We start from the raw sequence: 21359 nt of genomic DNA, 5'->3' as shown, positions 1-21359 counted from the left end.
CCGAGCTACGGGCCGGCCGGGCCCGTAGGGTGAACGGCATGAGCGAGGACAGCGGCGCGGCGCCGGGCGAGGACACCGGCGCCGCCGCGAGCGGGCACACCGGCGGTGACGGCGGCCCCGGTGGGGGTGAGCTCTCCGAGCGCGACCGCGCGGTGCTGGACATCGCCGGCCGCACCTGGACCGGCCCCGGCCCGCGCGAGCGGGCGATACGCGAACGGCTCGACATCTCGCCGACCGCCTACTTCCAGGTGCTCAACGCCCTGCTGGACGACCCGCGGGCCCTGCGCCACGCCCCGGTGACCGTCAACCGGCTGCGCGCCGAACGCGAGCGGCACCGCGCCGAGCGCTAGCGGCCGGAACGGGGACGTCCCGCGACGTGCGACCGTACGCCGGGCGTGCGCCCGTCCGCCGCGGGTAGGGTCGGCACCATGGCCTCCGCCGACCTCCCCACCCCCCGCACGCCCGAGGGCAGGGACGGCCTCGCCGCCCTCCTGGCCCACCCCGAACGCGCCGTCGTCGCGCTGGACTTCGACGGCACGCTGGCCCCCATCGTGGCCGACCCCGACCAGGCCCGCGCCCATCCCGGCGCCCCGGCCGCGCTCGCCCGTCTTGCCCCGCGCCTGGCCGCGGTGGCGGTCGTGACCGGCCGGCCGGCCGGCGTCGCGGTCCGCTACGGCGGCTTCGCGGGCGTCCGCGGCCTGGAGCACCTGGTGGTCCTCGGCCACTACGGCGCCGAGCGCTGGGACGCGGTCAGCGGCCAGGTGCACACCCCCGGCGCCCACCCCGGCGTCACCGCCGTGCGCGCCGAACTGCCCGGCCACCTCGACCGCATCGGAGCCTGGTCGGGAACCTGGATCGAGGACAAGGGCGGCCGGGCGGTCGCCGTCCACACCCGCCGTACCGAGGACCCCGACGCCGCCTTCGAGGCGCTGCGCGGACCCCTGCACGAACTCGCCGAGACCCACGGGCTGATGGTCGAACCCGGGCGTTACGTCCTGGAGTTGCGGCCGCCGGGCATGGACAAGGGTGTGGCGCTGGCCGCGTACCTGCGGGAGGTCGGCGCCGGGTGCGTCCTCTACGCCGGGGACGACCTGGGTGACCTCGCGGCCTTCGCGGCCGTCGACGACCTGCGCAAGAACGGCATGCCGGGCCTGCTGGTGGCCAGCGCCGGCACCGCCGAGTCGCCGCCCGAGGTGGCCGAGCAGGCGGACGTCACGGTCACCGGCCCCGACGGCGTGGTGGCACTGCTCGACGCGCTGGCGGACGCGCTGGAGTGACGTCCGGGGGCCCCGGCGCTGTTACGAACGGCCGGGGCACTGTTGCCGTGCGGTGACGATTCCCCCACCCCCCGGGGATCACCGGTGCGCGAAGATTCCCGCATCGCCAGCCGCTGAGGTCGAGCACGGACGAAGGTCACCGGACGCAAGCGGGCAGCGCTTCCACACCACAGCCATGTTCCCGGGGGGGAATCACCATGTCCGCGAAGTCCGTCCGCCGCCTGTCCGTCGCCGCGACCGCCGTCGTCGCCGCCGCCGTCTGCGGCACCCTGCTGGCGCCCGCCGCGCACGCCGCGTCCGACGAGCCGCTCGCCGTCGTCCTCAGCGACGTCAGCCACAACGCCGTCGCCCGCGGCCAGGGCAGCCAGACGCTCACCCTGACCGTCACCAACACCACCGGCACCGCCCAGGACTACGCCAGCAGCGTGTTCGGCATCCCGGACGGCCCGAGCCCGATCCTCGGCAGCCAGATCCTCCTCCAGGCGGCCCCCGTGACGGCCCCGGCCACCGACGTCACGCTGGGCCAGGAGGACGCGTCGGCCCTGGTCACGCTCGCCCCGCACGGTGGGAAGCCGTTCGCTCCGTTCTCCGTCCCGGCGCACGGCAGCATGAGCTGGAAGATCACCTTCGGCTTCGCCAAGGACTACCCGTCCAACGACGACGGCATCACGCTCGCCTTCGACACCGGCCACGGCTCCAAGAGCGTCCACGTCGACCTGCCGCCGGCGCAGGCCGACGGGAAGCTCACCGGCGCGCTCGGCGCCAAGGCCACCGTCGCGCCCGGCCGGCCCGGCCGGACCTCGTACGACGTCGCCGACAGCGCCGGCGGCGCGTTCCAGAGCCCGCTGCGGACCCTGGTGACCGTCGCGGACGCCCCCAAGGGCATGAAGCTCCAGGTCCTCACCAACGGCACGTGGACCGACGCCCCCTCCCTCAGCCCGTGGGAGTGGACGCTGCCGCAGATCGCCACGGGCTTCAAGGGCGGCGACAAGCACCACTACGACCTGCGGTTCACCGTCCCGAACGGCCAGGGCGACGGCAAGGCCCGCGACCTGCACCTCAACATGACCACCGGGATGACCGAGGGCAACCGCGCGCCGATCGTCGACCTGGACGGCGTGCTGCGCTACGACCCGACCCCGGTGGTCACGGCCACCGCCGGCCCGTCGCCGAGCGCGTCGAGCTCCGCGGCCGCCACCCCGGCCCCGTCGGCGTCCACGACGGTCGCGGCGTCCACCGACGCGCCGGCGACCGACGCGCCGTCCACCGACACCGGTTCGGGCCGGCAGCTCGCGAAGACGGGTTCGGGCAACGCGGGCCTGCTCGCCGGCCTGGCCGCGCTGTTCGCCGCCGCGGGCGCGCTGGTCATGGCCTCGGTCGCCCGCCGGCGCCGCAACGCCGCCTGAGAGAGCGGAAGTTCCTGGCGCGGGAGCCGTGGGGGCCAGGGCCCTACGCCAGGAAGGCCGCGGTGGCCGCCACGAACCGCTCGGCGTCGTCCCGCCAGGGGTAGTGGGAGGCGCCCGGCTGCACGACCACCGACGTACGGGGGAACAGCCCCGCGAGGTCCGTCACGGACGTCGCGGGGCTGTTGACGTCGAACTCTCCGGCGAGCAGCAGCACGGGAGCCGTCACGGCGGCCAGGGCCGCCCGGGTGGCCTCCGGGTCGAATGCCCCCTCGGCGGCGAAGTGCGCGACGGCCTCCTGGTTGCGCGGCTGGGACGCCGCGTGGTGCTCCCGCGTCTCCGCGTCCCAACGGGCGTGGAAGAAGGGCGCGATGGCGTCCCAGTCGCCTCCGGTGCCCTCGGTGATCGCCTCCAGCGCGGCGAACGCGGCCGGGTACCAGGGCTCGGCCGAACGCAGCCGGGCCACGGCCAGCCGCTGCTCACCGGTGATGGCGATGCCGGCGGCCCGGCTGCCCGGGGTGATCAGCGCGAGTGCGCCGATGCGTTCCGGGTGATCGGCGGCGTACCGCAGCGCGAGGTTGGCGCCGCCGGAGTGGGCGAGGATGTCGAGCCGGGCGAGGCCCAGGTGCGCGCGCAGCGCCTCGACGTCGTCCACCATGCGGTCGCAGCGGTACGAGGAGGGGTCGGCGGGGACCTGCGAGCCGCCGGTGCCGCGCGGGTCCAGGAGGACCAGGCGGCGGTGCGCGGACAGGCCGCCGAGATCGCCGAGGTAGGCGGCGTCGGCCGGGCCGCCGGGGAGGCAGACGAGTAGGTCGCCGCGGCCGGCCTCGCGATAGGCGAGGCGGGTTCCGTCGGGAGCGGTGAAGGTGGGCACGGTCAGGGAGCCTGCCACGCATAACCCGGTTGTACAACCCGGTTATGATCGCTGGTGCCGCGGGGTGTATAACCGCGGTGTGGACCCTGAGACGCTGACCGAGGAGCAGGCCGGGCGCATCCTCGCCGGCATGAACGAGGTCATCCGTGCGGGTGAGGAGATGCGCCGGGTGCGCGCCGAGATGATCGAGGCGCTGGCCGCCCTCGGCTGGACGCAGGACGCCATCGCCCGCCTGGCCGGGATGAGCCAGCCCGCCGTCTCCAAGCAGATGGTCAAGGCCCGCAGGGCCGAGCCGGCGCCCGTGGTGCCGCTCGTGCTCGACCAGCGCGACGGGCCCTGGCTGGACGGCCGCCTGTGGGGCCTCGCCGAGGAGATCTCCGAGCGGCTCGACGACACGGCCGCCTGCTCGCGCCACGTCCATGCCCTCGCCCGCGGGCGGCGGCGGTTCACCCCGCAGGATGTGGACGCACTCCGGCGCCTGGTCGAGGAGGACCTGCGCCTGCGGTCGGCGGCACTGCCCGCGGGGTGCCGCGACGCCTACGACGTGATCAGCCGCGCCCTCGACGTCCCCGCCAAGTCCCGGTCCGCGCCCCCCGGTTCGCCCTCCCTGCGCCGCACCCTCGCCCGCGCCCTCCAGCGCGACCGGCTCCGCGCGGGGGGCTGAGCGGGGGTCCTCCCCGGCGGTGGTGACGGCCTTCGTCGCGGCGGTGACCTCGGTGCTGCCCGAGCGTCTGGCAGTTCGTCGACGTGCTCACGGGCTGACGGGGCCGGGCCATCCCGATCGCCGCACAACCCCTGCGCCGTGTCGGGGTCTAGCATGTGTCCGTCCCGTACGAGGTGCGGGCGTCAACTTCCCTGGGGGGGAACACACTTATGCGGATTTCGTTCCGTGCTGCCCTGGTGACGGCCGCGGCCGCGCTGGGGCTGATCGCCACGTCGGTGGCTCCGGCGCAGGCCGCCACCGGCTACGCGCGCTGCGCGTCGGGCAAGTTCTGCGTCTTCGACGGCGCCGGGGGCCAGGGCGCGATGACGTCCTACACTTCGCCGCAGGCCGACCTGGGCACCTGGCGGAGCAAGGCGTCCTCGGTCTACAACCGCACCGGCTACAAGTACGCCTGCCTGTACAGCAGGACGAACTATGTCTACGACGACGCGGTCCACGAGGTCGAGGTCGTGACCGCCGGGGCCGCGCAGGTCGACCTCGCCGATTTCCAGGACAGTAACAGCCATCTCGACAACAACCTGGGGTCCGTCCGATGGGCGCACACCGTCAGGCAGTGCGAGGGCGGCAACGAGTACGTGGACTGGTCCGACACCGCCGCGTCGTACCCGCTCTCCCCGGCTGCCTTCTCCGACCTCAACCGGGACGGCATGCCCGACCTGCTGACCCGCACGTACGCGGGAAGGCTCTACTTCCTCGGCGGTGACGGCAGGGCCAGCCTCATCGGTGCGGGCTGGAACTCCATGACGGCCCTCACCCGGCACGGCGACCTCAACGGCGACGGTGCGGAGGACCTGCTCGCGCGGGACACCGCGGGCAAGTTGTGGATGTACCCGGGTAACGGCAAGGGGGCCTTCGGCGCGCGGCAGTTGATCGGTGGCGGCTGGAACACGATGACCGCGATCCAGGCGGTCGGCGACCTGAACGGTGACGGCAAGGGCGACCTGGTGGCCCGGGACACCGCGGGGAAGCTGTGGATGTACCCGGGCAACGGCAAGGGGTGGTTCGGCGCGCGCAAGCTGATCGGTGGCGGATGGCAGGTCATGCGGGCGTTCGCCGGCGTCGGCGACCTGAGCGGTGACGGGCGCAACGACCTGGTGGTCAGTGACTCGTCCGGGAAGCTGTGGCTCTACCCGGGCAACGGCAAGGGCTGGTTCGGCGCCCGGAAGATGATCGGCACCGGAGGGTGGGGGCCGTTCACCACGCTGCTCGGTGTCGGCCAGATGGCCCGGGACGCCCACCCCGACCTGCTCGCGGCCCAGAGCGTCGCGACCGGCGGCGAGATCCGCATCTACTACGGCCGGACCGCCGGGGCCATCGCCAACGACGGTGGCTACTACGGCCACCTCGAAGACGGCGACGCCCTCTTCTAGCCGCCCGTCATCTCCGCAGCCGCGCACGTCGGGAACCCGGACCAGCGGCTGCGGAGAACGTCGGGACAAAACGTCGCCCGCACGGGTGTGCGGGCCTGAAGTTCCTTAGGGGAACCAGACATGCGGATTTCGTTCCGTGCCGCCCTGGTGACGGCTGCGGCCGCGCTGGGGCTGATCGCCACGTCGGTGGCACCGGCGCAGGCCGCCACCGGCTACGCGCGCTGCGCGTCGGGCAAGTTCTGCGTCTTCGACGGCCAGGACGGCCAGGGTGCGATGGCGTCGTTCAGCACGCCCCAGGCCGACCTGGGCGCCTGGCGGACCAAGGTGTCCTCGGTCTACAACCACACGAGCTACCAGTACTTCTGCCTGTACAGCCGGACGAACTACCAGTACATCGACCCGGTCCACGACGTCGAGCTGCTGGACAGCGGAACCAACGTCGGGGACGACCTGTACTACTACCACGACGCCAACAGCCACCTGGACAACAACGTCGGGTCCATCCGCTGGGCGCACACCGCGCGGCAGTGCGAGGGCGGCCCCGAGTACCTGCCGTGGGACAGCCCGGACGTCGGGGACCCGGGGACTCCGGCCTCCTTCGGGGACCTGAACGGGGACGGCAATCCGGACCTGCTGAACCGTACGTACGCTGGGCGGCTGTACTTCCTGCGTGGTGACGGCACGGGCACCCTGATCGGTGCGGGCTGGAACTCCATGACCGCGCTCACCCGGCACGGCGACCTCAACGGTGACGGTGCGGAGGACCTCCTCGCGCGGGACACCGCGGGCAAGTTGTGGATGTACCCGGGCAACGGCAAGGGCTGGTTCGGCGCGCGCAAGCTGATCGGGGGCGGCTGGAACACGATGACCGCGATCCAGGCCCTCGGCGACCTCAACGGTGACGGCAAGGGCGATCTCGTGGCGCGGGACACCGCGGGCAAGTTGTGGATGTATCCGGGCAACGGCAAGGGCTGGTTCGGCGCGCGCAAGCTCATCGGCGGCGGCTGGAACGTCATGCGGGCGTTCGCCGGCATCGGCGACCTCAGCGGCGACGGACACAACGACCTGGTCGTCAGCGACTCGTCGGGCAAGCTGTGGCTCTACCCGGGCAACGGCAAGGGCTGGTTCGGCACCCGCAAGATCATCGGCAGCGGCGGGTGGGGCCCGTTCACCACCCTGCGTGGCGTCGGTGACATCACGCGGGACGGACATCCCGACCTGCTGGCCGCCCAGACCGAGGCGTTCGGCGAGGTCCGCTTCTATGCCGGTCGGGCCGGCGGCACCATCGCCTACAACGGTACGAACGACTACCTGGCCGACGGCGACGGCCTCTTCTAGCCGCGCGCCCTCTCCGCCGCCGCGTACGTCAGGAACGCCGACCACGCGGCGGCGGAGAACGTGAGGACCGGGCCCTCCGGGTCCTTGGAGTCCCGCACGTGGACGGTCGCGGGGCACGCCGCGACCTCGACGCAGTCGCCGCCCTCGTTGCCGCTGTGGCTGGACTTCCGCCATTCCAGGGCGACCTCGACGCAGTCGCCGCCCTGGGTGCCGCTGTAGCTGCTCTTGAACCAGGTGAGTTCGGAGGTCATAGCTCCCCTGCTATCTGCTCGATCACCTTCGCGGACTCCCTCACGCTGAGGGCCTGCGAACGGATCATCGCATAGCGCTGGTTGAGCGTACTCACCTCGTCACGGTCCTCTAGAAGGAAGCTACGGCCCTGGACCTCCAGGTAGCCGAACTGGCGACGGGCTTCTGTCTCGATCAGCGTCATGGGGCCGTCGAACCCGGCATGGGCTTCAGCGCTGGTCGCTACCACCTGGATCGTCACGTTACGTAGCTGGCCGATCCCCAGCAGACGTGTGAGCTGGGCCTTGTGCACGTCTGGGCCGCCCAGCGGGCGTTTCAGTGCCGACTCTTCGACCAGGAAGGCGAGTTGAGCCAGCGGCGTGCGGGTGAGCAAGTTCTGACGCGCCAGCCGTGCCTCCACTCGCCGTTCGATCTCATCGGCTTCCACCAGGGCTGAGCTGTCGCTGAGCAGAGCCCTCGCGTAATCCACGGTCTGGAGCAGGCCATTGACGACGAAGTTGTCGTACTTGTAGAGGCTGATCGCCGACCGCTCCAGGTCGGCATACGGCTCGAACCACTCCGGAAAGTCGCTCCGCCGTTCCAGATGGGCCGCGGCCTGCGCCAGCAACGCCCCTCCGCCCAGGAGTTCCGTCGCCTTCTCCACGAACATCGGCGGCGGCATCCGCTCACCCCGTTCGACCTTGATGATCAGCGACTTCGAGTAACCGACGCGCTCGGCCAGCGCGTCCGTGGTGACGCCGGCGTTCTCCCGCAGTCCGCGCGCCACCGCACCGAACATCCGCATGCTCGCGGAACCCTCGCTCTTCGTGGGCACGCGCCCCGCCTCCCCGTACACACCCGATACACACCGGGAACGTCGCCCGGCCCACCTGACGCGTGGTCAGGTCGTCCCTGGTCACGGTAGCCACGGGCCGCGACCGTGGTGGGCATGACCTTGAAATCTCCACCCGGCGCGGTGGTGCGCGAAATGATCGCCGACCCCGCGTCTTTCACCGGCGTACGCCGGCGCATTCGTGAGCAGTTATGCGCCTGGGGGCGCACGGAACTGGCCGACGCGGCGGCACTGTGCGTCACCGAGCTGTTGACCAACGTGCACCGGCACGTGCCCTCGCCCGCGTGTGTGCTGACGCTGACCCGGCTGCCCGGCGGGGGCGTGCGGGTGGCCGTCGCCGACCGTTCGCACGTCGTGCCGGTGGCCGGGCCGCCGCCCGGTGCGTGCGAGGAGCGCGGGCGCGGGCTGCTGCTGATCGCCGCCGTCGCGGACCGGTGGGGGACGACCCTGACGGCGGACGGCAAGCAGGTGTGGGCGGAGCTGCGATGACGACGGTGCCGCTGATCAACACGACGGCCGCGTGGTCGTGGATCGACCGGACGGGATGGGGGCCGGTGGCGTTCCTGCTGCTCGTCCACCCGGACCCGGCCTGCGGTGAACTCCTCGCGAGGTCGCTGCGGTTGGCGCCGCCGGCGCGGCGCCTGCCGGACGTCGGGGAGCGTGTGACGGTCGCCGGTGCGGGGCACGCGGCCGTGCGGCTCGACGGGTCGGACCACCTCATCCGCGTGCCGGCCGGCGACCGCTGGTGCGCGTTCGTGCGGGGCGGCGGTCCGGTGGCCCTCGTCGTCGGCCTGGCGCCGCTGCCCAGACGCGCGTCCGCCGAGGCCGTGGCGTCCTACCTCGGACGGGCGGCCGTCGCGGGGCGCCTGCGGCTGGGCCTCGACCGCGGCGCGGACCGGGTGGTCGTACCCCCGTGGTGAGGCGGAGCCGGGCATGCCCGGCTCCGCCGCCGAGTAGGGTGCGACCAGGCACAACGCCTGGCCGGACACGGGGAGGGGCCATGCTGGAAGGGCACGACGGGGTCGTCATGTACTGGCGTCCGGACTGCGTGTACTGCCTCAAGCTGCGGCTGAGTCTGCTGTTCAGCGGGCTGCGCTACCGCACGCGCACCATCATCGGGGACAAGGAGGCCAAGGCCTTCGTGCGGTCCGTGGCCGACGGGAACGAGACGGTGCCCACCGTCGTCGTCGCCGGACACGCCATGGTCAACCCGTCGCGGCGCGCGCTGCTCGCCGCCGTCCGCGAGCGCGCCCCGCACCTGCTGGACGCGCGGCGGTGAGCCCCGAACTCCTGGACGCCGCCCGGCTCACCGCCCGCGACGGGCTGCCCGGGGCCTTCGCGGAGTCCGCGCACCGCGTCCTGGACGGGCTGGTGCGCGGCGGCGCCGCCCTCGGCTGGGTCGACCCGCCCACGCGCGCCGAGGTGGACGACCTGGTCGACCGCGTCCTGACCGCGGCCCGGCAGGGCGACGCGGCGCTGCGCGCGGCCTACCTCGGGGACCGGCTCGCCGGGTTCGGGTACTGGCTGCGGTACGCCCGGCCCACCCACCGTCCGCACGCCGACCTGGAGAAGATCGCGGTGGACGGCGCGGTGCACGGGCACGGCGTCGGACGGGCGCTCACCGCCGCCCTGGTCGAGGACGCCCGGCAGGCCGGCATCGAGGTGCTGACGCTGGACGCCCGCGGCGACAACACCCGCGCGCTGGACCTCTACCGGTCGCTGGGCTTCCGCGAGTACGGCCGGCTGCCGGACTTCGTCGCCGTCGGGCCCGACCGGTACGACAAGGTGTTCTGCATGATCGACCTGCGGGGTCCCGCCGCCTGACCGGCGTCAGCCGCCGAGCGCGGTGAGCTGGTCGAGGAACCACCGCGACGGCGGCAGGGCGGTCGCCGCGTCGGCGAGACGCTTGGTGCGGTCCGCCCGCTCGGCCTCCGGCATGGTCAGCGCCGTGTTGAGCGCGGCGGCCGTCTGCCGGATGTCGTACGGGTTGACCGTGATCGCGTCCTCGGCCAGCTCCTCGTAGGCGCCCGCCTCCCGGGACAGCACCAGGGCCACACCGCCGTCCGAGGCGACCGGGACCTCCTTGGCCACCAGGTTCATGCCGTCGCGGATCGGGTTGACCAGGGCGACGTCCGCCAGCCGGTAGGCGGCCAGCGAGCGCGCGAAGTCGTCGTCCACCTTCAGCATCACCGGCTGCCAGTCCCGGGTGCCGAACTCCTCGTTGATCTCCCCGGCGACCCGGGTGACCTCCTCGGTGTACGCCCGGTACAGCGCGAGGTCCTGCCGGGAGGGGTAGGCGAAGGCGACGTGCACGACGCGTTCCCGCCAGCCCGGGTGGTCCTGGAGCAGCTGCCGGTAGGCCAGCAGGCCGCGGACGATGTTCTTCGACAGTTCCGCCCGGTCGACCCGGACGATCAGTCGCCGGCCGGGGCCGGCCTCGGACCGCAGCAGGCCGATGCGTTCGTCGACGTCCTCGCGGTGCGCCCGCTCCCGCAGGAAGTCCCCGTCGGCGCCCAGGCCGTGCACGCCCAGCCGGGTCGTGCGGCCCTGGTAGGTCACCTCCGAGCCGTCGTCGCTGACCGTCGCGCCCAGCACGGAAACGCAGCACGCGGCGAAGGCGTCGGCCCAGCGGCGGGTCAGGAACCCGGCGCGGTCCGCGCCCAGGATGCCGGTCAGCAGCCGGGCCGCCACGTCGTCCGGCAGCAGCCGGAAGTAGTCCGGCGGCGCCCACGGGGTGTGGGAGAAGTGGCCGATCCGCAGGTCGGGGCGGCGTTCCCGCAGCAGCGCCGGGACCAGGGCGAGGTGGTAGTCCTGCACCAGGACCGCCGCGCCCTCGGCCGCCTCCTCGGCGATGGCGTCCGCGAACGCGGCGTTGTACGTCTCGTAGCCCGCCCACTGGCCGCGGAACTCCTCGTCGAAGACGGGCTCCAGCGGCGTCTGGTACAGCATGTGGTGGACGAACCACAGCACGGAGTTGGCGATGTCGTTGTACGCCGCGTGGAACACCTCCGGCGGCACGGCGATCATGCGCGAGCCGGGCTCGGTGACGCCCTGCGCGACGGCCTCGCGGTCGGCGTCGGAGAGGGCGGCGCACACCCAGAGCGCGCCGGCGTCCGGGCCGATCGCACTGAGACCGGAGACCAGACCGCCGCCGCCGCGCCTGCTGGTCAGGGTGCCGTCGGGGGAAACGCTGTACGACACCGGACCGCGGTTCGAGGCGACGAGGATCCTCGCAGAATGCGCCATGCGGCGAGCCTAGCCACCCCACGCGTCCCTCAAACGCCGCCGCGCCACGGGCGGCGCGTGTCCTGCGCCACGCGGCCCCCGGGGCGCCTCAGGCGGCGGGCCGGCGGTACTCCGGCAGCGTCAGGATCGGGGGCCGCTCGGCGGTGTCGACCGGATGCGTGGTGGGGACGAAACCGTCCGCGCCCCGCTCGAACTGGGTGAGCTGCGGCCGCACCATCGGCGCCCGCGCCAGCCGCTGCTGCGCCGTGCGGTAGATGGCCGCGGCCATCCGCCCGAGGGCCTGCCCGCCCTGATGCCGGTGGTGCCGCACCCCGACGTCGACCTGCCCCAGCGCGTCCAGTCCCACCAGGTTCAGCGCGTCGATCAGCATCCCCAGCTCCACGCCGTACCCGACGGGGAACGGCAGGCGCTCCAGCAGGGAGCGCCGCGCCGCGTACTCGCCGCCCAGCGGCTGCACGAACCCGGCCAGCCGCGGCCAGTTGAGGTTCAGCAGCGGCCGCGCGACGAGTTCGGTCACCCGGCCGCCGCCGGCCGGCAGCACCGTGCCGCCCGTCTCCAGCGGCCGGTCGTACATCGCCTTGACGAGCTGCACCGACGGCTCGGTGAGCAGCGGCCCGACGATCCCGGAGACGAACCGCGCGTCGAACTGCCGCAGGTCCGCGTCCACGAAGCAGACGATCTGCCCGCTGGTGACCAGCAGCGAGCGCCACAGCACCTCGCCCTTGCCCGGCAGCGCCGGAAGCCGCGGCAGGATCGCGTCGCGCCGCACCACCCGGGCCCCGGCCCGGGCGGCGATCTCCGCGGTGCGGTCGCGGGAGCCGGAGTCCACCACGACCAGCTCGTCGACGAGCGGCACCTCCGGCGTCATCAGCTCACGCCGCACGGTGGCGACGATGTCGCCGACGGTCTCCTCCTCGTTCAGCGCGGGCAGCACCACGCTCACCGTGCCCTGTGCGCCGGCCGCCCGTTTGGCCGCGACCAGCCGCTCGACCGGCCGCTCGGCCGCCGACCACGACCGCCGCTCCAGCCAGCGCTCCACCTCATCGAGCACGTGCGCAACTCCCTGTGTGATCCATCTCGCGGTACGGACGACGCTCTCGGCCGCCGGGGTCGTCGGTTACAGTCTTGAACAACGCGTACGGCGATCGCATGTCGGGGTCGCGCGAGTGCGACACCCCGTACGACCACGTACGTTCGTGTACGTCCACGTACGCACAACTGCATACCGCTCATCCAGAGGGGCAGAGGGAACGGCCCGTTGAAGCCCCGGCAACCCTCCCGCCGACCGCGAGGTCACCACGGTGGGGAAGGTGCCAATTCCGTCTCGCGACGCGACCTGCGGCGCGAGGAAGATGAGGAGAAAGGGCCTCGCCATCATGGCTGTGTACACCGCCGACCGCACCGACTCGCCGTATGCGACCGCGTTCGGCCCCGCCGCCGCGCTGTCCTGTCGCGAGTGCGGCACCCGGTTCCCGCTCAGCCCGATCTTCGCGTGCCAGGAGTGCTTCGGTCCCCTGGAGGTCGCCTACGACCTGCCGACCGGTGACCCGGAGGCGCTGCGCCGGCAGATCGAGGCCGGCCCCGCCAGCATCTGGCGCTACGCCCCGCTGCTGCCCGTCCCCGCCGACGTGGCGACCAAGCGGAACCTCCACCCGGGCTGGACCAAGCTCGTCAAGGCCGACAACCTCGCCCGTGAACTGGGCATCACCGGTGGCCTGCACGTCAAGGACGACTCCGGCAACCCGACGCACTCCTTCAAGGACCGCGTCGTCGCCATCGCCCTGGAGGCCGCCCGCACCTTCGGCCTCACCACGCTGTCCTGCTCCTCCACCGGCAACCTGGCCGGCGCGGTGGGCGCGGCGGCGGCCCGGGCCGGTTTCCGCTCGTGCGTGTTCATCCCGCACGACCTGGAGCAGGCGAAGGTCGTCATGGCCGCGGTCTACGGCGGCGAGCTGGTCGCCATCGAGGGCGGCTACGACGACGTGAACCGTTTCTGCTCCGAACTCATCGGCGACCCGGTCGGCGAGGGCTGGGGCTTCGTGAACGTCAACCTCCGCCCGTACTACGGCGAGGGCTCCAAGACCCTCGCGTACGAGATCGCCGAGCAGCTCGGCTGGCGGCTGCCGGACAACCTGGTCATCCCGATCGCCTCCGGCTCCCAGCTCACCAAGATCGACAAGGGTCTGCAGGAGCTGATCAAGCTCGGACTGGTCGAGGACAAGCCGTACAAGATCTTCGGCGCGCAGGCCGAGGGCTGCTCGCCGGTGTCCGCGGCGTTCAAGGCCGGGCACGACGTGGTCCGCCCGGTGAAGCCCGACACCATCGCCAAGTCGCTGGCCATCGGCAACCCCGCGGACGGCCCCTACGTCCTGGACATCGCCCGCCGCACCGGCGGCGCGGTGGAGGACGTGACCGACGCGGAGATCGTCGACGCCATCACCCTGCTGGCCCGCACCGAGGGGATCTTCGCGGAGACCGCGGGCGGCGTGACCGTCGGCGTGCTGCGCAAGCTGGTCGAGTCCGGGCAGCTCGACCCGGCCGGCGAGACCGTCGTGCTCAACACCGGCGACGGCCTGAAGACCCTCAACGCGGTGGAGGCCACCGCCCGCCCGACCGCCACCATCCGTCCCACCCTTGCCGCGTTCCGAGAGGCTGGCCTCGCATGAGTGCTTCCGTCCGCATCCCCACGATCCTCCGCACGTACACCGGCGGCCAGGCCGAGGTCCCGGCCGAGGGCGCCACGCTCGCCGAGGTCATCGACTCGCTGGAGAAGAATCACGCCGGTATTTCCGCGCGCGTTCTCGACGACACCGGAAAGCTCCGTCGTTTCGTGAACGTTTATGTGAACGACGACGACGTCCGCTTTTCCGAAGGCCTCGCCACCGCGGTGCCGGACGGTGCCAGCGTCTCCATCATTCCCGCGGTCGCCGGCGGCTGAACCCTCTCCGCGGGATCCGGCGGAGATCCTGCGGACATCTGGCGGTTTGTGCCCCGTTCACCCCCGAGGGTGGACGGGGCACCCGTATGACCGTCCGGTAGTTGAAGAACGGTACTGTTGCCACTGGCAAGTGAGCTCCTTCGGTCGCTGCGGCGATTTATCGCCAAATTCATGCGCGAATTGTCCTTCGGATCCCTTATGTCCGGCCCGAGATGCCCTGCCTTATCGCCTTTTCCTGGGGTATTTCGGATCGGTCTCGCCGAGAATTCTCGTCCGATTGACCTGTTGCACTGGGCATCCGTGCAGATACATTCAGCCGCGGTCGACGCGTTCCGGCGCACGCCCCCCAGGGTCCCCACCCGTTCTCGGTAAGGGGTGCTCAGGGAGGTGAGGTCTGACCCGGGCCCGCGGAGTGCGGGGCCGCGATAGGGCCAGCAATAGGGGAGTTAGGAATGGCTCAGGGCACCGTCAAGTGGTTCAACGCGGAGAAGGGCTACGGCTTCATCGCGGTCGACGGTGGTGCGGATGTGTTCGTCCACTACAGCGCGATTCAGATGGACGGCTACCGCACCCTCGAGGAAGGCCAGCGGGTCGAGTTCGAGATCTCGCAGGGTCAGAAGGGGCCGCAGGCGGACATGGTCCGTCTCGCAGGCTGAACATCCCGGCGCGTTCGGCCATCGACGCGACGCTCGCACGCAGAAGGGCCCGCTTCCGTCCAGGAGGCGGGCCTTTCGTGCGCCCGCGTGCGACGGCGTGCACCCGACCCGGACGCCGGCGCCCGCGCCCCGGCCGCCGGTACCCGTGAAGCCGCGGTCGGCGGGCCGCCGCGACCCGGACTCGCTTGCACTCGATAGGGGTGAGTGCTAATCATTGGCGTTAGCACTCTACGAGTGAGAGTGACAGCAGGACCGGGTCGGTGAGGCCCGCCGGGAACCGGGACGGAACCGGTGACCGGTCGGCCGTCCGTCGCGGGCGCCACGCGGTCCCGAGCGCAACTCACCCCCTGTCCGGGAGGACCACTTCACATGGCCAAGATCATCGCGTTCGACGAGGAGGCGCGGCGCGGTCTCGAGCGCGGGATGAACCAGCTCGCCGACGCCGTCAAGGTCACCCTCGGCCCCAAGGGCCGGAACGTCGTCCTCGAGAAGAAGTGGGGCGCCCCCACGATCACCAACGACGGTGTCTCCATCGCCAAGGAGATCGAGCTCGAGGACCCGTACGAGAAGATCGGCGCCGAGCTGGTCAAGGAAGTCGCGAAGAAGACCGACGACGTCGCCGGTGACGGCACGACGACCGCGACCGTCCTGGCGCAGGCCCTGGTCAAGGAAGGCCTGCGGAACGTCGCCGCCGGCGCCAACCCGATGGCCCTCAAGCGCGGCATCGAGAAGGCCGTCGAGGCCGTCTCCGCCGCCCTGCTGGAGCAGGCCAAGGACGTGGAGACCAAGGAGCAGATCGCCTCCACCGCCTCCATCTCCGCCGCCGACACCCAGATCGGCGAGCTCATCGCCGAGGCCATGGACAAGGTCGGCAAGGAAGGCGTCATCACCGTCGAGGAGTCGCAGACCTTCGGGCTCGAGCTGGAGCTCACCGAGGGCATGCGCTTCGACAAGGGCTTCATCTCCGCCTACTTCGCCACCGACCTGGAGCGGATGGAGGCGTCGCTGGACGACCCCTACATCCTGATCGTCAACTCCAAGGTCTCCGCGGTGAAGGACCTGCTCCCGCTGCTGGAGAAGGTCATGCAGTCCGGCAAGCCGCTGCTGATCATCGCCGAGGACGTCGAGGGCGAGGCCCTGTCGACCCTGGTGGTCAACAAGATCCGCGGCACCTTCAAGTCCGTCGCCGTCAAGGCCCCGGGCTTCGGTGACCGCCGCAAGGCCATGCTCGGCGACATCGCCATCCTCACCGGCGGCACGGTCATCTCCGAGGAGGTCGGCCTGAAGCTGGAGAACGCGGGCCTGGACCTGCTCGGCCGCGCCCGCAAGGTGGTCATCACCAAGGACGAGACGACCATCGTCGACGGCGCCGGCGACACCGACCAGGTCAACGGCCGGGTCAACCAGATCCGTGCGGAGATCGAGAACAGCGACTCCGACTACGACCGCGAGAAGCTCCAGGAGCGCCTCGCCAAGCTGGCCGGCGGCGTGGCCGTCATCAAGGCCGGCGCGGCCACCGAGGTGGAGCTCAAGGAGCGCAAGCACCGCATCGAGGACGCGGTGCGCAACGCCAAGGCCGCCGTCGAGGAGGGCATCGTCGCCGGTGGTGGCGTGGCCCTGCTGCAGGCCTCCGCGGTGTTCGAGAAGCTGGAGCTCGAGGGTGACGAGGCGACCGGCGCTGCCGCCGTCAAGCTCGCCCTGGAGGCCCCGCTGAAGCAGATCGCCGTCAACGCCGGCCTCGAGGGCGGCGTCGTGGTGGAGAAGGTCCGCAACCTGACCCCGGGTCACGGCCTGAACGCCGCCACCGGCGAGTACGTGGACCTCGTGGCCGAGGGCATCATCGACCCGGCCAAGGTCACCCGCTCCGCGCTGCAGAACGCGGCGTCCATCGCCGCGCTGTTCCTGACCACCGAGGCCGTCATCGCCGACAAGCCGGAGAAGGCCGCTGCCGCGGCTCCGGGCGGCATGCCCGGCGGCGACATGGACTTCTGAGTCCGGTCCTGCGAACGGAACACGGCGCCCCCCTCCCGGCCGGGAGGGGGGCGCCGTTCGTCGTGCCCGCGCGGGGCACCCGTCCGGAGTGCCTGTGCGGTGGGCCCGTCCTGGGGTGCCCGCGGGGTCAGGCGGTGCCGGCGGCCGTGTCGATGGCGGTGCGCAGGTGCCCCTGGGACTCGGTGAGCAGGCGGGCCGCGGTCGCCGCGTCCACCCGGGCCAGCAGCGTCAGGATCGCGGGCTTGACCTCGCCGTCGGTGGCGGTCAGCGCCTCCTCGATCGCCGCGTCCCCGGCGCCCGTCGCGAGCGCCACGATCCGGCGCGAGCGCGCCCGCAGCTTCTCGTTGGACGCCCGGACGTCGACCATCAGGTTCCCGAAGGTCTTGCCGAGCCGGATCATCGTGATCGTCGACAGCATGTTGAGCACGAGCTTCTGCGCGGTGCCGGACTTCAGTCGCGTCGACCCCGAGACCAGCTCGGGCCCGACCACCACCTCGATCCCGTGGTCGGCGGCCGCCGCGAGCTGCGAACCGGCGTTGCAGGACAGCCCGATCGTCAGCGCGCCCGCCCGCCGGGCGTACTCCACCGCGCCCACCGCGTAGGGGGTGCGGCCCGACGCCGAGACGCCCACCACGGCGTCCGCCGCGGTCAGCCGCAGCGCCGAGAGGTCGTCCGCGGCCAGCTCCTTGCTGTCCTCGGCGCCCTCGATGGAGGTGACCATCGCGTCCGGGCCGCCGGCGATCAGGCCGACCACCTCGCGCCCGGGCGTGGTGTTGAACGTCGGCGGGCACTCGCTGGCGTCGAGCACGCCGAGGCGCCCGGCGGTGCCCGCGCCCGCGTAGACCAGGCGGCCGCCGCGCGCCATCCGCTCCGCGATGCCGTCGATCGCCGCGGCGATCGCGGGCAGTTGCCCCGCGACGGCGGCCGGCACCGTCGCGTCCTCACCGTTCATGATCCGGGCGATCTCCAGCGTCGGCATGCGGTCGATCTCGGCGAGTTCGGGCCGGAACGCCTCGGTGGTCAGCGTCTCCAACTCGCGGCGCAGCTCGGTGTACTGGTGGGTCATATGCGGCTCGTTCATCCTTCTCGCATGACGTGAGGTGCCGGTGGGGGGATGAGGTTCTTCCAGGGCCTGGGGCCGCGAGGCCCGGGGCCGTGACGGTGCTCAGCCGCGGTTGGCCCGCGGGCTGTGCCGGTGGGCCAGCGCCTCGTACGACGCGGACAGGGCTGGCGCGGCGTCCTCGTAGGTGCGCTGCGCGACGCCTATGAACAGGCAGTCGACGACCAGGAGCTGGCTGGTGCGGCTGGACATCGCGGCCGGCCGCAGCTCGCTCTCGCGCGAACTGGCCGTGGTGAGCACCAGGTCGGCGTACTGCGTCACCGGGCCGTCGGCCCGGCCGGAGATGGCGATGGTGGTCGCCCCGCGGTCGAAGGCCGCCCGCAGCGGCTCGATCACGTCGTGGGTGCCGCCGGAGTGCGTGATGGCCAATGCCACGTCTCCGGGCCGCAGTTGGACGGCGTTGGTGACCGCCAGGTGCGGGTCGGCGTGCGCGTGCGCGATCAGCCCGATCCGCAGCAGCTTCTGCGCCAGGTCCTGGGCGACCAGACCGGACGCGGCGATCCCGTACACGTCGATCCGCCGGGCCGCGGCCAGCGCGCCGACCGCCGCCTCGAGCTGGGCGGTGTCGAGCTGGGCCGCGGTGTCGGCGAGGGTCTGCTGCTCCTCCAGGGCGAGCTTGGTGACGACGTCGCCCAGCGGGTCGTCGACCGCGATGTCGGCGGTCACGGCGGGCGGCGCCCCGGTGGCCTGCTGGGCGGCGAGCGCGGCCAGTGCGAGCCGCAGGTCGCGGTAGCCCGGGTACCCCAGCAGCCGGGCGGTCCGCACGACCGTGGCCTCACTGGTGCCGGTGCGGACGGCGAGGGCGGTGACGGTGAGGTGGGAACAGCCGGCCGGGTCTCCCGCCACGGCCTCGGCGACGCGCTGCATCGAGCGCGTCATCGAGGGGGCGAGGGTGCGGACCTTGGCGGCGAGGGCCCCCGGATCGGGGGGCGCGACAGGGAGGGGCGCGCCGGGCACGCCGCGGAGGGCGCGGACGCTCGGGGAGAAAGTTTCCTTCACGCTGTAGGTCACCTTGTGAAAGCTATTTTCAGGGGGGCTCACCGTCAAGACCACGGAAGAGGGATGCCCCGGGAGCACCGCCGCGGAAGGGCGTCGCCGGACGGGCGACAATGGGGGCATGGACGCAGCCGGCCACGAGCCCGACCCCCGCAGCCTCGAAGCGGTCATGCACGCCGCCCGCGCCCTGGTCCTCGCCGACCTGGCCGCCCGCGACGTGGCCGAGGCGGGCATCGTCTCGCTGCTGGAGGACGCGGTCAGCAAGCGGCGCTGGTGGCTGCAGCAGTGGCCCGACGGCGCCGCGTTCGTGCCCGGGCTGCTCGCCCAGGACGTCCAGGACGCGCTGATGGAGACGCACGGCCGCTGGCCGCTGTGCCCGCACTGCGAGGAGCCGCACGCGCTGGCCGTCGAGCCGGAGCTCGGCGAGGACCCGCACTGGGTCTGCGAGGCGCGCGGCGAGGCGGTCGCCGCGGTGGGATCGCTCGGGACCGCCTGAGATGGCCGTCTACATCGACCCGCCGACCTGGCCCGGCCACGGCCGCTACTGGTCGCACCTCGTGAGCGACGTCTCCTACGCCGAACTGCACGCCTTCGCCGAGCGGTTGGGCGCTCCGCCGCGCGCCTTCGAGCGGGACCACTACGACATCCCCGCGCACCGCTACCGCGACGCCGTGCGGCTGGGCGCGGTCGAGATCGGCAGCAAGGAACTCGTCGCCCGCCTCACCGCCGCCGGCCTGCGCCGCCGCAAGTACCAGGCGCCGCGCTAGGTCCGTTCCGGCAACCCCGACTGCCCCGCGGCGCCCCTGCCCCGTTCGGCCGCGGGGGTGTGTGCGGCACGGGGGCGATTCCGTGCACGTGGGAGGCGTGGCGCACGGTGCGCGCGTGACGGCGGTGGTGGGATGCGCGCGTGAAACCTTCGGTGTGTTTGTGCATGATCGTGAAGAACGAGTCCGCGGTCATCGGGCGGTGCCTGGCCGCGGCCCGCGGGCTCATCGACTACTGGGTGATCTCGGACACCGGGTCGACCGACGGCACCCAGGACCTCATCAGACAGGCCCTCGACGGCATCCCCGGCGAGCTCCACGAGGAGCCGTGGGTGGACTTCGGGCACAACCGCAGCCTCAACCTGCGGCACGCCCGCGGCCGCGCGGACTACCTGCTGCTGCTCGACGCCGACCTCGAACTCCGCCAGGACGCCGCCCTGCCGCCGCTCACGCGGGAGGCGTACATGCTGCGGCACGAGGGCGTGACCGAGTACCGCATCAAGCGCCTGGTCCGCGGCGACCTGCCGTGGCGCTACGAGGGCGTCACCCACGAGTACCTGACCTGCGACCGCACGGACGACCAGGCCAGCCTCGACGCCCTGGTCATCGTGGACCACGCCGACGGCGGGTCCAAACACGACAAGTTCGAACGCGACGAGCGGCTGCTGCGGGCCGAGTTCGCCCGCGACCCCGGTAACGGGAGAACCGTCTTCTACCTGGCGCAGACGCTGCGCGACATGGGCAGGACCGCCGAGTCCGTGGAGCTGTACGAGCGACGCGCGGCGATGGGCGGCTGGCCCGAGGAGGTGTACTTCGCGCTGTACCAGTCGGGTGTCCTGCGGGCGCGGGCCGCCTCGGCGGCTTCGGTGGACGCGGTGGACGCGGTGGACGCCACGGCTTCGCCGGAGCCCGGGCCCAAGGTTGCCGTTCCCCACCAGGGTGCCGCGAACGGTGGAAGCGGCGGCACCGTGGACCTGACGTGGCCCGCCGCCATGGACGCCCTGATCCGCGCGTGGGACGCCCGCCCGCAGCGTCTGGAGGCCTGCTACGAACTGACCTCGCGGCTGCGCGTGGCCGGCCGCTACCACGCCGCCCACGTCTTCGCCCGCGCCGGTCTCACCGCGGCCAGGAGCGGTCTCCCGGACGACCTGTTGTTCGTCCAGCCGTGGATCTACCGGTACGGCCTGCTGTTCGAGTTCTCCATCACCGCGTACTGGACCGGCGACTTCGCGGCATCACTGAGGGCCTGCGACGAGCTGCTCGCCCGGAAGGACCTACCGGCCGCCTATCGCGAGCAGACCCTCGCGAACCGGGAGTTCGCGCTGGCCAAGCTGCCGCGTAGGCCATCGGCGCGGTCGCGTTCCGCCAAAGTGATCACGACGCGTGGCGGTGCGGTAGTGGCATCACGTGCCAACCCATAAATGGGCGAGGAGGCAGGACCCAACGCCTCCCCAGGCTCATCGACGGAACAGCACGCAAGGAGTTGTGCATGAGTCCCATTGTCAGGACGCCCCGCGCGGCGGTCCGCTCGTCCCTCGGCCCGCTGCCGGTGCGCGGCAGGGTGGCGGTGGGCGGCGCGC

The 21359-nt window shown here is 72.5% G+C and carries 24 protein-coding genes and 1 riboswitch; of the genes, 17 read left to right on the top strand and 7 right to left on the bottom strand.

Features of this window, described 5'->3' with window-relative positions; genetic code table 11:
- The first annotated feature begins 38 nt into the window (after nt 1–38).
- From K7862_RS14680 to K7862_RS14670, 3 genes are all read left to right on the top strand, one after another.
- Entirely contained in the window at nt 39–350 is a 312-nt protein-coding gene (locus K7862_RS14680; protein WP_222963016.1) for a DUF3263 domain-containing protein, read from the top strand.
- Nucleotides 351–428: 78 nt separating this feature from the next.
- Nucleotides 429–1277 (top strand): trehalose-phosphatase, encoded by an 849-nt coding sequence (gene otsB / locus K7862_RS14675; RefSeq protein ID WP_222963015.1) that lies wholly within the window; start codon nt 429–431, stop codon nt 1275–1277.
- A gap of 197 nt (nt 1278–1474) precedes the next feature.
- Nucleotides 1475–2683: a hypothetical protein gene (locus K7862_RS14670; protein WP_222963014.1), complete on the top strand. Its 1209-nt coding sequence runs from the start codon at nt 1475–1477 to the stop codon at nt 2681–2683.
- Nucleotides 2684–2726: 43 nt separating this feature from the next.
- Here K7862_RS14670 and K7862_RS14665 read toward each other — a convergent pair whose 3' ends face one another.
- Nucleotides 2727–3554: an alpha/beta fold hydrolase gene (locus K7862_RS14665; RefSeq protein ID WP_222963106.1), complete on the bottom strand. Its 828-nt coding sequence runs from the start codon at nt 3552–3554 to the stop codon at nt 2727–2729.
- A 79-nt stretch (nt 3555–3633) separates the two neighbouring features.
- Between K7862_RS14665 and K7862_RS14660 the strand changes: the two genes are divergently transcribed.
- The 3 genes from K7862_RS14660 to K7862_RS14650 all read left to right on the top strand — a co-directional run bounded on the left by K7862_RS14660 (nt 3634) and on the right by K7862_RS14650 (nt 6986).
- Nucleotides 3634–4218, top strand: a complete 585-nt coding sequence (locus K7862_RS14660) for a sigma-70 family RNA polymerase sigma factor (RefSeq protein ID WP_308011990.1) — start codon at nt 3634–3636, stop codon at nt 4216–4218.
- A 209-nt stretch (nt 4219–4427) separates the two neighbouring features.
- Nucleotides 4428–5648: an FG-GAP-like repeat-containing protein gene (locus K7862_RS14655; protein ID WP_222963012.1), complete on the top strand. Its 1221-nt coding sequence runs from the start codon at nt 4428–4430 to the stop codon at nt 5646–5648.
- A gap of 120 nt (nt 5649–5768) precedes the next feature.
- Nucleotides 5769–6986 (top strand): FG-GAP-like repeat-containing protein, encoded by a 1218-nt coding sequence (locus tag K7862_RS14650; RefSeq protein WP_222963011.1) that lies wholly within the window; start codon nt 5769–5771, stop codon nt 6984–6986.
- Here the strand turns inward: K7862_RS14650 and K7862_RS14645 are convergent.
- Both K7862_RS14645 and K7862_RS14640 read right to left on the bottom strand, forming a co-directional pair.
- Nucleotides 6983–7237, bottom strand: coding sequence for a DUF397 domain-containing protein (locus K7862_RS14645; RefSeq protein ID WP_222963010.1), 255 nt, complete (start codon nt 7235–7237; stop codon nt 6983–6985). The genes K7862_RS14650 and K7862_RS14645 overlap by 4 nt on opposite strands.
- The gene (locus K7862_RS14640; RefSeq protein ID WP_308011989.1) at nt 7234–8049 is read right to left on the bottom strand and encodes a helix-turn-helix domain-containing protein; all 816 of its coding nucleotides are present in this window, start codon (nt 8047–8049) and stop codon (nt 7234–7236) included. Before K7862_RS14640 ends, K7862_RS14645 begins: the two co-directional genes overlap by 4 nt.
- Nucleotides 8050–8163: 114 nt before the next feature.
- Here K7862_RS14640 and K7862_RS14635 point away from each other — a divergent pair, with 114 nt between their 5' ends.
- The 4 genes from K7862_RS14635 (at nt 8164) to K7862_RS14620 (ending at nt 9891) form a co-directional block, all read left to right on the top strand.
- A complete protein-coding gene (locus tag K7862_RS14635) occupies nt 8164–8556 on the top strand; it encodes an ATP-binding protein (RefSeq protein ID WP_262413153.1) in 393 nt (130 codons plus the stop codon).
- On the top strand, nt 8553–8987 hold the full coding sequence (locus tag K7862_RS14630) for a hypothetical protein (RefSeq protein WP_222963009.1): 435 nt from the start codon (nt 8553–8555) through the stop codon (nt 8985–8987). Before K7862_RS14635 ends, K7862_RS14630 begins: the two co-directional genes overlap by 4 nt.
- An 80-nt stretch (nt 8988–9067) precedes the next feature.
- Nucleotides 9068–9346, top strand: a complete 279-nt coding sequence (locus K7862_RS14625) for a glutaredoxin domain-containing protein (RefSeq protein ID WP_222963008.1) — start codon at nt 9068–9070, stop codon at nt 9344–9346.
- Complete coding sequence (locus K7862_RS14620; RefSeq protein WP_222963007.1) at nt 9343–9891, top strand: GNAT family N-acetyltransferase; 549 nt, start codon at nt 9343–9345, stop codon at nt 9889–9891. The genes K7862_RS14625 and K7862_RS14620 overlap by 4 nt, the downstream gene beginning before the upstream one ends.
- 6 nt (nt 9892–9897) lie before the next feature.
- Here K7862_RS14620 and K7862_RS14615 read toward each other — a convergent pair whose 3' ends face one another.
- Together K7862_RS14615 and K7862_RS14610 are read right to left on the bottom strand one after the other, a co-directional pair.
- The gene (locus K7862_RS14615; RefSeq protein WP_222963006.1) at nt 9898–11313 is read right to left on the bottom strand and encodes an alpha,alpha-trehalose-phosphate synthase (UDP-forming); all 1416 of its coding nucleotides are present in this window, start codon (nt 11311–11313) and stop codon (nt 9898–9900) included.
- Between the two features lie 88 nt (nt 11314–11401).
- The gene (locus K7862_RS14610; RefSeq protein WP_222963005.1) at nt 11402–12364 is read right to left on the bottom strand and encodes a glucosyl-3-phosphoglycerate synthase; all 963 of its coding nucleotides are present in this window, start codon (nt 12362–12364) and stop codon (nt 11402–11404) included.
- Between the two features lie 175 nt (nt 12365–12539).
- Nucleotides 12540–12672, top strand: a riboswitch (SAM riboswitch).
- On the opposite strand from K7862_RS14610, the gene thrC reads away from it, so the two are divergent.
- From thrC to groL, 4 genes are all read left to right on the top strand, one after another.
- Nucleotides 12666–13979: a threonine synthase gene (gene thrC / locus K7862_RS14605; protein ID WP_222963004.1), complete on the top strand. Its 1314-nt coding sequence runs from the start codon at nt 12666–12668 to the stop codon at nt 13977–13979. Its footprint overlaps the riboswitch before it by 7 nt.
- Complete coding sequence (locus tag K7862_RS14600) at nt 13976–14251, top strand: ubiquitin-like small modifier protein 1 (RefSeq protein WP_222963003.1); 276 nt, start codon at nt 13976–13978, stop codon at nt 14249–14251. The genes thrC and K7862_RS14600 overlap by 4 nt, the downstream gene beginning before the upstream one ends.
- A gap of 452 nt (nt 14252–14703) precedes the next feature.
- A complete protein-coding gene (locus K7862_RS14595; RefSeq protein ID WP_009339379.1) occupies nt 14704–14907 on the top strand; it encodes a cold-shock protein in 204 nt (67 codons plus the stop codon).
- Nucleotides 14908–15276: 369 nt separating this feature from the next.
- Nucleotides 15277–16899: a chaperonin GroEL gene (groL, locus tag K7862_RS14590; RefSeq protein WP_222963002.1), complete on the top strand. Its 1623-nt coding sequence runs from the start codon at nt 15277–15279 to the stop codon at nt 16897–16899.
- A 127-nt stretch (nt 16900–17026) separates the two neighbouring features.
- Here the strand turns inward: groL and murQ are convergent, their stop codons facing one another.
- Both murQ and K7862_RS14580 read right to left on the bottom strand, forming a co-directional pair.
- The gene (murQ, locus tag K7862_RS14585; protein ID WP_262413152.1) at nt 17027–17980 is read right to left on the bottom strand and encodes an N-acetylmuramic acid 6-phosphate etherase; all 954 of its coding nucleotides are present in this window, start codon (nt 17978–17980) and stop codon (nt 17027–17029) included.
- Nucleotides 17981–18064: 84 nt separating this feature from the next.
- The gene (locus tag K7862_RS14580; protein WP_372461577.1) at nt 18065–19030 is read right to left on the bottom strand and encodes a MurR/RpiR family transcriptional regulator; all 966 of its coding nucleotides are present in this window, start codon (nt 19028–19030) and stop codon (nt 18065–18067) included.
- Between the two features lie 106 nt (nt 19031–19136).
- Between K7862_RS14580 and K7862_RS14575 the strand changes: the two genes are divergently transcribed.
- The 3 genes from K7862_RS14575 to K7862_RS37565 all read left to right on the top strand — a co-directional run bounded on the left by K7862_RS14575 (nt 19137) and on the right by K7862_RS37565 (nt 21200).
- The gene (locus tag K7862_RS14575; protein ID WP_222963000.1) at nt 19137–19511 is read left to right on the top strand and encodes a DUF8819 family protein; all 375 of its coding nucleotides are present in this window, start codon (nt 19137–19139) and stop codon (nt 19509–19511) included.
- 1 nt (nt 19512) lies between these two features.
- Nucleotides 19513–19782 (top strand): DUF4031 domain-containing protein, encoded by a 270-nt coding sequence (locus tag K7862_RS14570; protein ID WP_222962999.1) that lies wholly within the window; start codon nt 19513–19515, stop codon nt 19780–19782.
- A gap of 164 nt (nt 19783–19946) precedes the next feature.
- A complete protein-coding gene (locus tag K7862_RS37565; protein WP_262413151.1) occupies nt 19947–21200 on the top strand; it encodes a glycosyltransferase in 1254 nt (417 codons plus the stop codon).
- Nucleotides 21201–21359: the final 159 nt, after the last annotated feature.

Origin of the sequence: Actinacidiphila acidipaludis (genome assembly GCF_019890725.1) — a bacterium.
Classification (GTDB): domain Bacteria; phylum Actinomycetota; class Actinomycetes; order Streptomycetales; family Streptomycetaceae; genus Actinacidiphila; species Actinacidiphila acidipaludis.
The sequence above is the reverse complement of the archived record's forward strand: the minus strand, read 5'-3'. Positions and strand labels throughout refer to the sequence as shown.